Origin of the sequence: Streptomyces calvus (assembly GCF_006782915.1) — a bacterium.
Classification (GTDB): Bacteria; Actinomycetota; Actinomycetes; order Streptomycetales; family Streptomycetaceae; genus Streptomyces; species Streptomyces calvus.
Window position 1 is genome coordinate 1 of sequence record NZ_VCNP01000034.1, and the last position, 14657, is coordinate 14657.

The window sequence follows — 14657 nt, forward strand, 5'->3', positions numbered from 1 at the left end:
GAGGGCCGGGCCCTCTCCGCCCGGGCGAGGGCCGCGTCGACGGCGGCGTCCTCCTTGGTCTTGTTGGCGCCGCCCTGGGTCTTCACGATCACTCGGATCACGCTGATGAAGAGGACGGCCATGACGGCCGGGGGGAGGAGCGCGGAGACGTAGTCCATGGACCCAGGGTAGCCAGGCAAAGGCGTCAGCCCGCGGCCAGGTGCTCGTTCGGCGGGGGCGTGGCGGGTTTGCGGCGCGGGAAGACCTCGCCGGGCGTGGGGATGGGGCGGGTGGGCTTCGGGGTGCCGGGGGACGGGGCGGGCGCCGGGGGGGGGTGCGGAGCCGGGCGGGCCGGAGGGGTGGCCGGGGGCTTGCGCGCGGGCTTCTGGGCCGGCTTCTCCTCCTGCTCCTCGGCGGAGGCGCCACGTCCGCCGGGAAGGGCGAGGAGGTGGGCGCGCCGGCACTGGTGCAGGAGGGCGGCGGCGGTGGGGTTGCCGCGCAGGGCGCGCAGGGCGGCCAGGTCGTCGGGGCGGGGACGGTATCCGGCGCCCAGCGCCTCCTCCAGGAGCGTGAGGTAGCCGGCGGCGGTGCCGGGGAGGGCGGCGCGGTAGCGGCCGAGGTCGGCCACGAGGAAGGCGCGCAGCCGGGCACTCTCCCGCGCGGCCTCGTCGAGGTCACCGGCGAGGCGGAGGCAGTCCTGGAGGTCGTCGGCCGAGGCGGAGGTGGGGTGCAGGGCGAGGGCGAGAGCACGGCGGAGCACGCGCAGCTCCTCAGCGCCGAACGCCATGCCGCCGCGGGATCCGTAGGGCGTGGGCATGCTGCGACGATACGCGCTAATCAGACAAACAGCGCGTATGGGGCGGGTGTGGCGTGGGGTGCCACTCGGGTGGTGGGACGGGTGTGGAGTCGGGGGGCGGTGTGGCATCAGGTGCCACTCGGGTGGTGGGAAGGGTGCCGCTCGTGGTGGGACGGGTGGCGTCAGGTGCCACTCGGGTGGTGGGAGGGGGTGCGCAGTCGGTGGTGGCGTGGGGTGGTGGGACGGGGGTGGCGTGGGGTGCCACTCGGGTGGTGGTTGCGATGGCGCCTGGGGGCGGGGCCGGGGGGGGGGGGGGGGGGGGGTGTCCGTCCTCGGACCGGCGCGGAATCGGTCGGTCGAGAAGCGGTCCGGCGTGGACGCGCCAGTCGCTGCGGGCGAACACCCCCGCCCCGTCCCCTCCGCGCCGTACGCGGCCCTCCGGTGGAATGGCGGGAGATGCCCCACGGGTGGTGGTGCGGTGCCGGGCGCCGCCTACATCCGTGACGCGTTGCGTTCGTACACCAGGCGCAGGCCGATCAGGGTCAGCCACGGCTCGTGCTCGTCGATGACGGAGCTCTCGCCGAGCACCATCGGCGCCAGCCCGCCCGTGGCGATGACCGTCACGTCGTCCGGGTCGTCCGCCAGCTCGCGGGCCATGCGGTTGACCACCCCGTCGACCTGGCCGGCGAAGCCGTAGACGATGCCGGACTGCATCGCCTCCACCGTGTTCTTGCCGATCACGCTGCGCGGGCGCGCCACCTCGATCTTGCGCAGCTGCGCGCCGCGCACGCCGAGTGCCTCGACGGAGATCTCGATGCCGGGCGCGATGACGCCGCCGACGTACTCGCCGCGCGCGCTGACCGCGTCGAACGTCGTCGCCGTGCCGAAGTCGACGACGATGGCCGGGCCGCCGTAGAGGTCGACGGCGGCGACCGCGTTGATGATGCGGTCCGCGCCGACCTCCTTGGGGTGGTCGGTCAGGATCGGGACGCCCGTCTTGACGCCCGGTTCGACGAGTACGGCGGGGACGTCGCCGTAGTAGCGGCGGGTCACCTCGCGCAGTTCGTGCAGGACCGAGGGGACGGTCGCGCAGATGGCGATGCCGTCGATGCCGTCGCCCAGCTCGTCGCCGAGCAGCGGGTGCATGCCCATCAGTCCCTGGAGGAGGACCGCGAGCTCGTCGGCCGTGCGGCGCGCGTCGGTGGAGATGCGCCAGTGCTCGACGATGTCGTCGCCGTCGAAGAGGCCGAGGACGGTGTGCGTGTTTCCCACGTCGATGGTCAGCAGCATGGCCGTTCCCTACTCCGCCGCTCGCAGGTCCAGGCCGATGTCCAGGATCGGCGAGGAGTGGGTGAGGGCGCCGACGGCCAGGTAGTCGACGCCCGTGTCGGCGTACGCCTTGGCGTTGGCGAGGGTCAGGCGGCCGGACGCCTCCAGGGCGGCGCGGCCGTTCACCAGGGCCACCGCCTCCGCGCACTCGCCGGGCGTGAAGTTGTCCAGCAGGATCAGGTCCGCGCCGGCTTCCAGGACCTCGCGGAGCTGGTGCAGGGTGTCGACCTCGACCTCGATGGGCACGTCGGGGAAGCGTTCGCGGACCGCGTTGAAGGCCTCGGCGACGCCGCCCGCGGCCACCACGTGGTTGTCCTTCACCAGGGCCGCGTCCGACAGGGACATGCGGTGGTTGACGCCGCCACCGCAGCGCACCGCGAACTTCTCCAGGCTGCGCAGGCCGGGCGTGGTCTTGCGGGTGTCGCGGACCCTGGCCCCGGTGCCTTCGAGGACGTCCGCCCACGCGCGGGTGGCGGTCGCGATGCCCGACAGGCGGCACAGCAGGTTCAGGGCGCTGCGCTCCGCGGTGAGGATGTCGCGGGTGCGGGTGGTGACGGAGAGGAGCTTCTGGCCCGCTTCCACGCGGTCGCCGTCCTCCGCGTGCCGCTCGACCTCCAGTTCCTCCGCGCAGACCACGGACAGGACCGCCTCGGCGATCCGGAGGCCGGCCACGGTGCCCGCCTCCCGCGCGGTGAAGTCGGCGGTGGCGACGGCGTCCTCCGGGATGGTCGCGACCGTCGTCACGTCCACGCCGTGGGCCAGGTCCTCCTGGAGGGCGACGTTGGCGATGTCCTCGACCTCCACGGGGTCGAGGCCCGCTTCGGTCAGGAGCTGCGCGAGCGCGGGGTCGAGGCCGCACTCCAGGTACGCCTCGTCGGCGTCCGCGCCGCAGCCGCAGCCGTCGCCGCAGCCACCGGAGGGGACGAGAGGAAGGTCGGGGGTGGTCACTGCTGTCACTGCTCCTGGGCCTGGGTGAGGGTAGGGGGGAAGTCTGTGGCGTCGGTGGTGTGCACCGCCAGGGTTCGGTCCGGATTCAGCCGTACGACGATGTGGCGGCGCCAGACGGTGTCGTCGGGCTCGGGACGGTCCTCGCGCCAGTGGCAGCCGCGGGTCTCCTCGCGCCGCCGCGCGGCGGCGACCAGGACGCGGGCCACGCACAGGAGGTTGGTGGCCTCCCAGGTGTCGACGCCCGGCTCGGCGGTCTTGCCGTTCTCGTCGAGGGCGTCGCGCGCCTCGGCGTGCAGGTGGTGGAGGCGCTGCGCGGCCTCGGAGAGGGAGGCCTCGGAGCGCAGGACTCCTGCTCCCCGGGTCATGATCCGCTGGATGGTGAAGCGGGCCTCCGGCGGGAGGAGGGGGTGCGCGGGGCGCTCGGTGGTGGGGAGCGGTTGCGGCACGCGCGCGGGGCGGGTGTGTGCGCTGCGCGCGATGTCGGCGGCGATGCGCTCGGCGTACACCAGGCCCTCCAGGAGGGAGTTGGAGGCCAGGCGGTTGGCGCCGTGCACGCCGGTGCAGGCGACCTCGCCGCAGGCGTACAGACCGGGCACGGTGGTGCGGCCCTGGGAGTCGGTGCGGACGCCGCCGGAGGCGTAGTGGGCGGCCGGGGCGACCGGGACGGGCTCGGTGACCGGGTCGATGCCGTGGGCGCGGCAGGCGGCGAGGATGGTCGGGAAGCGGTGCTCCCACATCTCGGCGCCGAAGTGGCGGGCGTCGAGGTACATGTGCTCGGCGTCCTGCTCGCGCATGCGGCGCAGGATGCCCTTGGCGACGATGTCGCGCGGCGCCAGTTCGGCGAGTTCGTGCTGTCCCTGCATGAAGCGCACGCCGTCGGCGTCGACCAGGTGGGCGCCCTCGCCGCGGACCGCCTCGGAGACCAGGGGCTGCTGGCCCTCCGCGCCCGGGCCGAGGAAGAGCACCGTGGGATGGAACTGCACGAATTCGAGGTCGCTCACCTCCGCGCCGGCGCGCAGGGCCAGGGCCACGCCGTCGCCCGTGGAGACGGCGGGGTTGGTGGTGGCGGAGTACACCTGGCCCATGCCTCCGGTCGCCAGCACCACGGCGGGCGCGTGGACCGCGCCCACGCCGTCGTGCTGGCCCTCCCCCATGACGTGCAGGGTGACGCCGGCCGTGCGTCCTTCGGCGTCCGTGAGGAGGTCCAGGACCAGGGCGTTCTCGATGGTGCGCAGGCCGCGCGCGCGGACCGCCTCGACCAGGGCGCGGGAGATCTCCGCGCCGGTGGCGTCGCCGCCCGCGTGCGCGATGCGGCGCCGGTGGTGGCCGCCCTCCCGGGTGAGTTCCAGGCCGCCGTCGCCCGACTCGTCGAAGTGCGCGCCGGTCGCGATGAGGCGGCGTACGGCGTCGGGGCCCTCCGTGACGAGGATGCGGACCGCCTCCTCGTCGCACAGGCCCGCGCCGGCCACCAGGGTGTCGTCGAGGTGCTGTTCGGGGGTGTCGCCCTCGCCGAGGGCCGCCGCGATGCCGCCCTGCGCCCAGCGGGTGGAGCCGTCGTCCAGGCGGGCCTTGGTGACGACGACCGTCGTCAGCCCGGCCGCCTCGCAGCGCAGGGCCGCGGTGAGGCCGGCGACGCCGGAGCCGACGACCACGACGTCCGCGTCGATGGACCATCCCGGCGCGGGCGCGTGCAGTCGTATGCCGGTGCTGGTCACGAGGCGGCTCCGAAGGTTCCGAAGGTGAGGGGGACGTTGTCGATCAGGCGGGTGGTGCCCACCCGGGCGGCCACGGCGAGGACGGCCTCACCGGTGAAGTCGTCGCCGATCTCGGTGAAGTCGGAGGGGTCGACCAGGGCCAGGTAGTCCAGGGCGAGCGGCGGGTCGAGGCGGACGGCCTCGTCGAGGACGAGGCGGGCCGCGGCGCGGACGGCCGCCGGGCCGCCGGTGGTGGTGGCGACGGCGTGCGCGTCGGCCGCCGCGCGGGACTCGCCTATGGCGCTGAGCGCCTCGGCACGCGCGCGCGTGGCGGGCACCTCACTGGCCCGCGCGCGCAGCGCCTGCTGGGCGGCGTGCCGGTCGCGGCCCGCGAACAGGGCCTGGGACAGGGCGAGGGCGGTGCGCCGCTCGGCGGATGAGAGGTAGCGGTTGCGGCTGGACAGGGCGAGCCCGTCCTCCTCGCGCACGGTGGGAACGCCGACGATCTCGACGCCGAAGTTCAGGTCGCGCACCATGCGGCGGATCAGGGCGAGCTGCTGGGCGTCCTTCTGGCCGTACAGGGCGATGTCCGGGCGGGTGAGGTGCAGCAGTTTGGCGACGACGGTGAGCATGCCGTCGAAGTGGCCGGGCCGCGCGGCGCCCTCCAGGCGTTCGCCCATCGGGCCGGCGCTGATGCGGACCTGCGGTTCGCCGCCGGGGTAGACCTCCTCGACGGCAGGGGCGAAGACGACGTCGGCTCCGGACCGGGCGGCGAGTTCGACGTCGGCGTCCAGGGTGCGCGGGTAGCGGTCCAGGTCCTCGCCCGCGCCGAACTGCAGCGGGTTGACGAAGACGGTTACGACGACCTCGCCGTCCGGGCCGGCGATCTTGCGCGCGGTGCGGATCAGCGTGGCGTGGCCCTCGTGCAGGGCGCCCATGGTCATCACGACGGCGCGGCGGCCCGCACGCGCGCGGGCGTGCAGTTCGGCGGCGGTGCGCAGCAGGGTGGCGGTCATCGGGCGGCTCCGTTCCGGGACGCGCGCGTCGTCGTACGGCGGTGGGGCGCGGGGTGTCGGCGGGGTGCGGGGTGACGGTGGGGTGCGGGGTGGCGGTGGGGGCTGTGGGGGCCGATGGGGCTGGGGGTGCCGTAGGTGCTTCTGGTGCCTCGGCCGCTGCGGGTGCTTCCGGTGCCTCGGCCGCTGCGGGTGCTTTCGGTGCTTCCGGTGCTAGCAGTGCTAGCGGTGCTTTCGGTGCTTCCGGTGCGGCTCATCGGTCGTCTCCCGGGGTGCTTCCGGAGCCGTCGGCGCCACCAGTCCCACCGGGGCCACCGGGGCCACCAGTCCCACCGGCTCCACCGGCTCCACCGGCTCCACCGGCACCGGCGGCTCCGTCGGCGAGTACGCCGAGGAGGTCCTCGGCGAGTTCCGGCTTCAGCAGGCCGTGCGCCAGGGCCCGGTCGGCGGTCGCGCGGGCCATCGCGAGGTAACCGGCGACGGTCGCCGGGGCGTGCCGGCGCAGCTCGGTCACGTGTGCGGCGACGGTGCCCGCGTCGCCGCGCGCGACCGGGCCGGTGAGGGCGGCGTCACCGGAGCGCAGGGCGTTGTCCAGGGCGGCGCCGAGCAGCGGGCCGAGCATCCGGTCCGGGGCGCCGACGCCGGCCGTGCGCAGCAGTTCCAGGGACTGGGCGACCAGGGTGACCAGGTGGTTGGCGCCGAGGGCGAGGGCCGCGTGGTACAGCGGGCGGTTCTCCTCGGCGATCCACTCCGGCTCGCCGCCCATCTCGATCACCAGGGCCTCGGCGGCCAGCCGCAGCTCCTCGGGTGCGGTGACGCCGAACGAACACCCGGCGAGGCGCTGCACGTCGACGGGCGTGCCGGTGAACGTCATCGCGGGGTGCAGGGCCAGCGGCAGCGCACCGGCCCGCAGGGCGGGGTCGAGCACCTTCGCGCCGTACCGCCCGGAGGTGTGCACGAGCAGCTGGCCCGGCCGCACCGCGCCGGTGTCGGCGAGCCCGGAGACCAGCTCGGGCAGCGCGTCGTCCGGGACGGTCAGCAGGACCAGCTCGGAGCGCCGCAGGACGTCGGCGGGCGGCACCACCGGCACGTCCGGGAGCATCTGCTCGGCGCGCCTGCGGGAGGCGTCGGAGACGGCGGAGACGGCCACCGGGCGGTGCCCGGCGAGCTGGAGGGACGCGGCCAGTGCGGGACCCACGCGTCCGGCGCCGACGACGCCGACGGTGAGCCGCGCGGGGCGGTCCCTGGGATCTGGCTGTGGGGTTGTGTTCACGCGACGGCGGCCTTCCCGTTCCAGTCCGCTCGGGGTACCGGACGATTTCTCGTCATGTTAACGCGATCGGTTCCGGGGGCGGTCGGTTGTCCACAGGCTGTGGGTTTCCGTGCGTCCGCGGGGCACACGCGCGTGCGGAAATGGGGGTGCCCGCGCGGACGCGGGCGCGGGATGATCCCGGGCATGAGTGAGACGGCGGACGGCACGAAGGACACGACGGCACGCGACGAGCGGCCGGACGACGAGGGAAGGGCCCCGGGGGACGACGCGGCGGCGCGGCCGTCGCTGCGCGAACGGCGCATCGCCGCCTGGCGCGGCGCACCGCGCGTGCTGGCCCGTCTCGGTTTCCTGGCACCGCTGCGCGAGCGGCTGGCGCTGCTGGAGGCGGCGGGCAGCGTGTACGACCTGGACGAGACGTCCGACATCTACGGCAACGGCGTCGTCGAGGCCCTGGAGCGGCGGGTCGCCGAACTGCTCGGCACCGAGGCCGCCGCGTTCTTCCCGACCGGCACCATGGCCCAGCAGGTGGCGCTGCGCTGCTGGGCCGGCCGCACCGGCAGCCCGACGGTCGCCCTGCACGCGCTGAGCCACCCGGAGGTGCACGAGAGGAACGCGTTCAGCCAGGTCAGCGGTTTGCGTCCGGTGCGGATCAGCAGCGAGCCGCGGCAGCCCACGGCCGCCGAGGTACGCGACTTCGAGGAGCCGTTCGGGACGCTGATGCTGGAACTGCCGCTCCGCGACGCCGGTTTCCTGCTGCCCACGTGGGAGGAGCTGACCGAGGTGGTGGACGCCGCGCGGGAACGCGACGCGGTGGTGCACCTCGACGGGGCCCGGCTGTGGGAGTCCACGGAGCACTTCGGCCGGCCGCTGGAGGAGATCGCGGGCCTCGCGGACAGCGTGTACGTGTCGTTCTACAAGTCCCTCAACGCCTACGGCGGCGCGGCGCTCGCCGGTCCCGGCACGCTGGTGGAGGAGGCGAAGGCCTGGCGGCACCGGTACGGCGGCAACGTCTTCCAGCAGTTCCCCACCGCCCTGTCGGCCCTCATCGGCCTGGACCGGGAACTGCCCCGGCTGCCGGAGTACGTCGGGCACGCGCGCGTGGTGGCGGCCGCCCTGCGCGAGGGCCTGACGGCCGGCGGGCTGCCGTGGTCCCGCGTCCACCCGGAGGTGCCGCACACCTACGACTTCCAGGTGTGGCTGCCGTACGACGCCGAGGTCGTCGCGGAGGCGGCGATCGCCGCGGGCGAGGAGACGGGCGCGATGCTGTTCGCCAACCACTGGGACGCCAAGGGCCCCGGCCTGGCCGCCACGGAGGTCTACGTACGGTCCGAGGCCCTCGCCTGGACGGCCGAGGACGTACGGAGGGCGGCGACGGAGTTCGCACGGCGCCTGGGACGGGAGCGGGCGGCGCGGTAGCCGGTCCCGCCGCTCGGCCACAGCCGGCCGGCCGAGGCCCGACCACACCCGACGCCTCCCGCCGCTCGACCACGGCCGTCGGACGAGGGCCGCGGTGTCGGACGAGGGCCGCGGTGTCAGTGGCCGGGTGCACCATGTGGGCATGAGCGTGAGCATCGACATCGCGGGGCTGCGGCCGGAGAGGGTCGCCGTCGTGCCCTCGCCCCTGGCCGAGCTCGGCATGGCGCTGCACGCGCTGGCCGAGCCGGGCCACCACCCGGGCCTCCAGGCGTGGGTGACGGGCGTGACCGCGCGGCTGGACCCGCATCTGGCGGACCGGATGTGCGAGGCCGACTTCCTGTGGCGGACGACGTTCTCGGACCTGTTCCTGCCGAGCGCCGGCGTCCCGGGCCGCACCACGCTCCCGGGCGCCACGCTCGCCGAGGAGCTGGACCTGCTGGACAAGCTGTCGGACGAACAGTTCGTGGACGCCGCCCTGGAGTTCACCTGCGCCCTCCCCTACGGCCTGCCGGGCCCCGGGCCGCTCGCGGACGAGGGGCTGCGCCGCCGCTCGCTGGAACTGGCCGCCGCGCGGGGGCCGCAGCAGGTGCGGTTCACCGAGCGGCTGCTGGCCGACCCGCCGCGCATCCGGGCCTGGCTGCGGCAGTTCCTCCAGGACTGCGAGGAGGCGTTCTTCGCCGACGCCTGGTCCCGGCTGCGGCACCAGCTCGCCGCCGACACCCGCCTGAAGACCGACCTGCTCCGCCGCAAGGGCCTGGCCGGCGCGCTCGCCGCGGTGTCCCCCGCGGTGACGCTCGACGAGGCCACCGGCCTGATCACCGTCGACAAGCTGGGCGACGGCCGGACCGCCACCGGGGACGGCGGACTGCTGCTGATCCCGACCAGCCTCGGCTGGCCGCACCTGATGGTGCTGCACCGGTACGGCTGGCAGCCGGTGCTGCACTACCCGGTCGGCTCCCCCGAACCGGCCGCCCCGCCGAGCGTGGAGCAGCTGGCCCTGCGGATGACGGCGCTGTCCCACCCGGTCCGTATGCGCATGTGCCGCCATCTCGCCCGCAGCGCGTACACCACCAGCGAACTGGCCCAGGTGCACGGCATGACGGCACCGGAGATATCCCGGCACCTGGGCGTGCTGAAGAAGGCCGGCCTGATCAGCACGCGCCGCCGCGGGCGGTACGTGCTGCACCAGCTGGACGTGACGGTCGTGGCCCGGCTCGGCAGCGACTTCCTGGAGGGGATCCTGCGCTGAGGGCGCGTGCGGCCCGGCCGTCAGTCGAAGCGCACGTGCCGCAGGCCCACGCCCGCCTGCCGCAGCCGGGTCCGCAGCCGGCCCTCGTTGTTGGGCCGCAGGGTCAGCCCGGCCAGCACGGCGATGCGGTCGGCCGTCTTCGGCACCGTCGTGTGGTCGGTCCACAGGTGCTCGGCGAACTCCGGTTCGGCCAGCCGCTCCAGGCAGTGGTCGAGCTTCTCGACCGCCCAGCTCTCCCGGCGCGTCCCGGCGCGGCGGCCCGCGACGGTGCCGAGGAGGTGGCCGGGGCCGCGTTCCCGCAGCCGCCGCAGCACCGTCTCGCGCTCGGCGAGGAGGGTGAAGTGCCGCACGTCGTGGCCCAGTTCACGCAGCCGGCCGACGGTCTCGGCGAAGTGGCCGGGGTCGGTGACGGTCATGGGGGCGATCACCGCGCCGTCGTGCCGGGTGAGGGCGAGGTCGAGGACCTCGACGACGCCCTGCCGCCAGGACGCCAGGTCCTGGAAGTCCCCGCGGAGTTGGGGCGGCATCATGCGGTGCAGGCCGAACCCGGCGTGCTCCGGGTCGCAGACGACGCTGCCCGGCAGGCGGCGCCGTATCTCGTGTGCGGTCTGTGTCTTGCCGCCCCCGAAGGGGCCGTTGATCCACAGGAGCATGCGCAGACCCTACCGGTGCCGCGGCGTCCCCTCAGCCGTGGCCGCCGGCCCGCACCAGACCCGTCTCGTAGGCGAGGACGACGACCTGCACCCGGTCGCGCAGGCCCAGCTTGGTCAGGATGCGGCCCACGTGCGTCTTCACGGTCGCCTCGGAGAGCACCAGCCGGGCCGCGATCTCGCCGTTGGACAGTCCCTGCGCGACCAGCACCATGACCTCCCGCTCGCGCTCGGTGAGCCGTTCCAGCTCCTTGTGCTGGGGCTGCTTGCCCGCGCTGGGCAGCATCGGCGCGAAGCGGTCCAGGAGCCGGCGGGTGGTGGACGGGGCGACCACGGCGTCACCGCTGTGCACCGCGCGGATCGCGGCGAGCAGTTCGCCCGGCGGGACGTCCTTGAGCATGAAGCCGGACGCGCCCGCCTTCAGCCCGGAGAAGGCGTACTCGTCGAGGTCGAAGGTGGTCAGGATCAGCACCTTCGGCGGATCGTCGGCCGCGCAGATCCTGCGGGTCGTCTCCACGCCGTCGAGCTTGGGCATGCGGACGTCCATCAGCACCACGTCGACGGCGGTGGACCGCAGCACCTCAAGGGCCTCGACGCCGTTGCCCGCCTCCGCCACGACCTCCATGTCCGGCTGGGCGGCGAGCACCATCCGGAATCCGGTGCGCAGCAGCACCTGGTCGTCGACGAGCATCACGCGGATCGTCATCGGGGCCTCTTCCGTTCAGCAGATGTCTCAAATGTCGTTACAGGTGTCAGTACAGGACGTGCGTCGACGTCTAATGCGCGGGTTTGAGCGGCAGCAGCACACTGATGCGGAATCCCCCGCCGGGCCGCGGACCGGCGTCCAGGGTGCCGCCCACCATGCCGACCCGCTCCCGCATGCCGATCAGGCCGTGGCCCTGGCCGTCGAAACCGCCCTCCTCGTACAGCTCGTGCGGGGCGCCCTTGCCGTCGTCCTCCACGAGCAGGCCCAGCCCGTCGTCGAAGTACACCAGCCGCACGCTGGCACCCGCGTTGGGCCCCCCGTGCTTGCGGGTGTTGGTGAGCGCCTCCTGCACGATGCGGTACGCGGTGAGCTCGACGCCGCTGGGCAGCGGGCGCGGGGTGCCCTCGATCCGGAAGTCCACCGGCAGCCCGGACCCCCGGCACTGCTCCACGAGGTCCTCGATCTGCTGCACGTCCGGCTGGGGCACGTACTCGCCGGCCTCCTGGTGCTCGCCGGTGCGCAGCACGCCGAGCAGGCGGCGCATCTCGGCGAGGGCCTGGCGGCCGGTGGAGGAGATGGTCTCCAGGGCCTTCTTCGCCTGGTCGGGGGCGGCGTCGAGGACGTAGGCGGCACCGTCGGCCTGCACCACCATCACCGACACGTTGTGCGCGACGACGTCGTGCAGTTCGCGGGCTATCCGGGCGCGCTCGGCGGCGACCGCGACCTTGGCCTGCGCCTCGCGCTCCTTCTCCAGCCGGGCGGCGCGCTCCTCCAGCTGCGCGAAGTACGCGCGGCGGGTGCGGATGGAGTCGCCGAGCACCCAGGCGAGCGCGAAGGGCACGGTCTGGAAGATCATGACGGCGATGTTGCCCGCCGCGCTCGTTTCCTCGTTGGGCCAGCGCAGCTGCGCGAGCGGCGCCGCGCACAGACCGGCCGTCAGCGCGAACCGGGAGGCCCAGCGGGCACCGACCGCCGCGACCGTGTAGACGATCACCAGCAGCGCGAAGTCGGCGGGCAGCGTCGCCACGTCCAGGACCAGCTGGGCCGCGCCCACCGCGACGGCCAGGACCAGCATCCGCTCCGGCATCCGCCGGCGCAGCGCGACGACCAGCGACAGCAGCAGCATGACCGGCACGACGAGGGCCGGCAGATCCGTGCCGCGCGACGCCTCCAGACTCGCTCCGCCGATCACCGAAATCCCGAACAGGACCGCGGCCCAGAAGCCGTCGACCCATGCCGGGTGCCTGCGGAGGAAGTCATAGAGGCGCTGCACGTAACCCAGCGTAGGGAAGCGAAATGAGTGCAGGGGTCAACCGGAGGGCCGATCCCCGGTCGGCGCGCGTACTCCGCAAGGTGGAGGCCCGGCCTGCCGGCCCGCTTAACCTGGGCCCGTGGCAAGGGAGAACGGCCGGCGCGCGCAGCCGGTGACCGCGGGAGCGGCGGACGGCGGATGGCGCGGCTGGCGCGCGGCGGCCGAGGCCGCGCTGTACGGGCCGGGCGGCTTCTACCGCCGGCCCGAGGGCCCGGCCGGCCACTTCCGTACGTCGGTGCACGCCTCCCCGCTGTTCGCCGCCGCCGTGGCGCGGCTGCTGTGCCGGGTCGACGAGGCGCTGGGACGGCCCGCGGAGCTGGCTTTCGTGGACATGGCGGCCGGACGCGGCGAACTGGTCACCGGTGTGCTCGCCGCGCTGCCCGCCGGCGTGGCGGCCCGCACGCGGGCGTACGCGGTCGAGATCGCGGGCCGTCCCGACGGGCTTGACCGGCGGATCGAGTGGCGCGGGGAGCCGCCGGAGCGGATCACGGGGCTGCTCTTCGCCAACGAGTGGCTGGACAACGTGCCCGTCGACGTCGCCGAGGTGGACTCCGCGGGCGTGCCCCGGCTGGTGCTGGTGCGCGAGGACGGCACGGAACGGCTCGGGGAGCCGGTCCCGGCAGCGGAGGCCGCATGGCTGGCGCGGTGGTGGCCGGCCACCGGGCAAGGGCTCCGCATGGAGATCGGGCTGCCGCGCGACCGCGCCTGGGCGGCGGCGGCCGGGACGCTCGCGCGGGGGCTCGCCGTCGCCGTGGACTACGCGCACACGGCGGCCGCACGTCCGCCGTTCGGGACGCTCACGGCCTTCCGGGAGGGGCGGGAGACGCGGCCCGTGCCGGACGGGTCGTGCGACATCACCGCGCACGTCGCCCTGGACGCGTGCGCCGCCGCGCTCCCCGGCGCACGCCTGCTGTCGCAGCGCGAGGCCCTGCACGCCCTGGGTCTCAGCGGCGCACGCCCCCCGCTCGCGCTGGCCTCCACCGATCCCGCCGGGTACGTACGCGCCCTCGCGGACGCCGGAGCTGCCGCGGAACTCACCGCTCCGGGCGGCCTCGGCGACTTCGGCTGGCTGCTGCAACCGGTCGGCATCCCGGACGTCCTCGCGGACGCGCCCGCCGGCTGACCCCGGCCGCGGTCACTTGTCGATGTCCCCCACCACGAAGAACATCGACCCCAGGATCGCCACCATGTCCGCGACCAGCGTCCCCGGCAGCAGCTCGGTCAGCGCCTGGATGTTGTTGTACGACGCCGAGCGCAGCTTCAGCCGGTACGGGGTCTTCTCGCCCTTGCTGACCAGGTAGTAGCCGTTGATGCCGAGCGGGTTCTCGGTCCACGCGTAGGTGTGGCCCTCGGGCGCCTTGAGGACCTTCGGGAGCCGCTGGTTGACCGGCCCAGGGGGCAGCTCGGCGAGCCGGTCGAGGCAGGCGTCGGCGAGGTCGAGGGCGTTGTGGGTCTGCTCGAGGAGGCACTCGAAGCGGGCGAGGCAGTCGCCCTCCTCGCGCGTCACCACCTTCAGCACGTCGCCGAGCTCGCCGTAGGCCAGGTACGGCTCGTCGCGCCGCAGGTCGAAGTCGACACCCGAGGCCCGCCCGATCGGCCCGCTCACCCCGTACGCGTGCACGGCCTCGGCCGACAGCACGCCGACGCCGCGCGTGCGGCCGCGGAAGATCTCGTTGCCGAGCACCAGGTCGTCGAAGCGGTCCATGCGGGAGCGCACGTCGGCGACGGCGGCCCGCGCCCGCGTGGTCCAGCCCGCCGGGAGGTCCTCCTTGAGGCCGCCCACGCGGTTGAACATGTAGTGCATGCGCCCGCCGGAGACCTCCTCCATGACGTGCTGGAGCTCCTCGCGCTCCCGGAAGGCGTAGAAGATCGGGGTGATGCCGCCGAGTTCCAGCGGATAGGAGCCGAGGAACATCAGGTGGTTGAGCACCCGGTTCAGCTCGGCGAGCAGGGTGCGCAGCCACACCGCGCGCTCGGGGACCTCCATGCCGAGCATCCGCTCCACGGCGAGGACCACGCCCAGCTCGTTGGAGAAGGCCGACAGCCAGTCGTGGCGGTTGGCCAGCATGATGATCTGGCGGTAGTCGCGGGCCTCGAACAGCTTCTCCGCGCCCCGGTGCATGTAGCCGATGACGGGCTCCGCGCGGGTGATGCGCTCGCCGTCCAGGACGAGCTTCAGCCGCAGCACGCCGTGCGTCGACGGGTGCTGGGGTCCGATGTTGAGCACCATGTCGGTGCTCTCCGCCGCGCCGCCGATACCGACCATGGTCTCCGTCGTAGGAGTCATGCACA

The 14657-nt window shown here is 74.3% G+C and carries 13 protein-coding genes; 3 read left to right on the forward strand and 10 right to left on the reverse strand.

Going from position 1 to position 14657, the window contains the following annotated elements:
* Window positions 1-184: 184 nt before the first annotated feature.
* From FGW31_RS15215 to FGW31_RS15240, 6 genes are all read right to left on the reverse strand, one after another.
* Window positions 185-796, reverse strand: a complete 612-nt coding sequence (locus FGW31_RS15215; protein ID WP_411757115.1) for a hypothetical protein — start codon at window positions 794-796, stop codon at window positions 185-187.
* A gap of 471 nt (window positions 797-1267) precedes the next feature.
* A complete protein-coding gene (locus tag FGW31_RS15220) occupies window positions 1268-2065 on the reverse strand; it encodes a type III pantothenate kinase (RefSeq protein ID WP_142193960.1) in 798 nt (265 codons plus the stop codon).
* 9 nt (window positions 2066-2074) lie between these two features.
* Window positions 2075-3052 (reverse strand): carboxylating nicotinate-nucleotide diphosphorylase, encoded by a 978-nt coding sequence (gene nadC / locus FGW31_RS15225; protein ID WP_142193961.1) that lies wholly within the window; start codon window positions 3050-3052, stop codon window positions 2075-2077.
* Window positions 3053-3057: 5 nt separating this feature from the next.
* Window positions 3058-4767 carry an L-aspartate oxidase gene (locus FGW31_RS15230; RefSeq protein ID WP_142193962.1) on the reverse strand — a complete coding sequence of 570 codons (1710 nt, stop codon included), beginning with the start codon at window positions 4765-4767 and terminating at the stop codon, window positions 3058-3060.
* Window positions 4764-5762 (reverse strand): pantoate--beta-alanine ligase, encoded by a 999-nt coding sequence (gene panC / locus FGW31_RS15235; protein WP_142193963.1) that lies wholly within the window; start codon window positions 5760-5762, stop codon window positions 4764-4766. Before panC ends, FGW31_RS15230 begins: the two co-directional genes overlap by 4 nt.
* 250 nt (window positions 5763-6012) lie before the next feature.
* Window positions 6013-7032: a Rossmann-like and DUF2520 domain-containing protein gene (locus FGW31_RS15240; protein ID WP_142193964.1), complete on the reverse strand. Its 1020-nt coding sequence runs from the start codon at window positions 7030-7032 to the stop codon at window positions 6013-6015.
* 171 nt (window positions 7033-7203) lie between these two features.
* On the opposite strand from FGW31_RS15240, the gene FGW31_RS15245 reads away from it, so the two are divergent.
* On the forward strand, window positions 7204-8448 hold the full coding sequence (locus FGW31_RS15245) for a threonine aldolase family protein (protein WP_142193965.1): 1245 nt from the start codon (window positions 7204-7206) through the stop codon (window positions 8446-8448).
* Window positions 8449-8590: 142 nt separating this feature from the next.
* Window positions 8591-9697, forward strand: coding sequence for a DUF5937 family protein (locus tag FGW31_RS15250; RefSeq protein ID WP_142193966.1), 1107 nt, complete (start codon window positions 8591-8593; stop codon window positions 9695-9697).
* Between the two features lie 20 nt (window positions 9698-9717).
* Here FGW31_RS15250 and FGW31_RS15255 read toward each other — a convergent pair whose 3' ends face one another.
* The 3 genes from FGW31_RS15255 to FGW31_RS15265 all read right to left on the reverse strand — a co-directional run bounded on the left by FGW31_RS15255 (window position 9718) and on the right by FGW31_RS15265 (window position 12326).
* The gene (locus FGW31_RS15255) at window positions 9718-10350 is read right to left on the reverse strand and encodes an AAA family ATPase (RefSeq protein WP_142193967.1); all 633 of its coding nucleotides are present in this window, start codon (window positions 10348-10350) and stop codon (window positions 9718-9720) included.
* 31 nt (window positions 10351-10381) lie between these two features.
* Entirely contained in the window at window positions 10382-11053 is a 672-nt protein-coding gene (locus FGW31_RS15260; RefSeq protein ID WP_142193968.1) for a response regulator, read from the reverse strand.
* A gap of 70 nt (window positions 11054-11123) precedes the next feature.
* Window positions 11124-12326, reverse strand: a complete 1203-nt coding sequence (locus FGW31_RS15265) for a sensor histidine kinase (protein WP_142193969.1) — start codon at window positions 12324-12326, stop codon at window positions 11124-11126.
* Window positions 12327-12444: 118 nt separating this feature from the next.
* Here FGW31_RS15265 and FGW31_RS15270 point away from each other — a divergent pair, with 118 nt between their 5' ends.
* Window positions 12445-13488, forward strand: a complete 1044-nt coding sequence (locus FGW31_RS15270; RefSeq protein WP_142193970.1) for an SAM-dependent methyltransferase — start codon at window positions 12445-12447, stop codon at window positions 13486-13488.
* A gap of 12 nt (window positions 13489-13500) precedes the next feature.
* On the opposite strand, the gene FGW31_RS15275 is transcribed toward FGW31_RS15270, so the two are convergent.
* A complete protein-coding gene (locus FGW31_RS15275) occupies window positions 13501-14652 on the reverse strand; it encodes an NADH-quinone oxidoreductase subunit D (RefSeq protein ID WP_142193971.1) in 1152 nt (383 codons plus the stop codon).
* Between the last annotated feature and the right edge of the window lie 5 nt (window positions 14653-14657).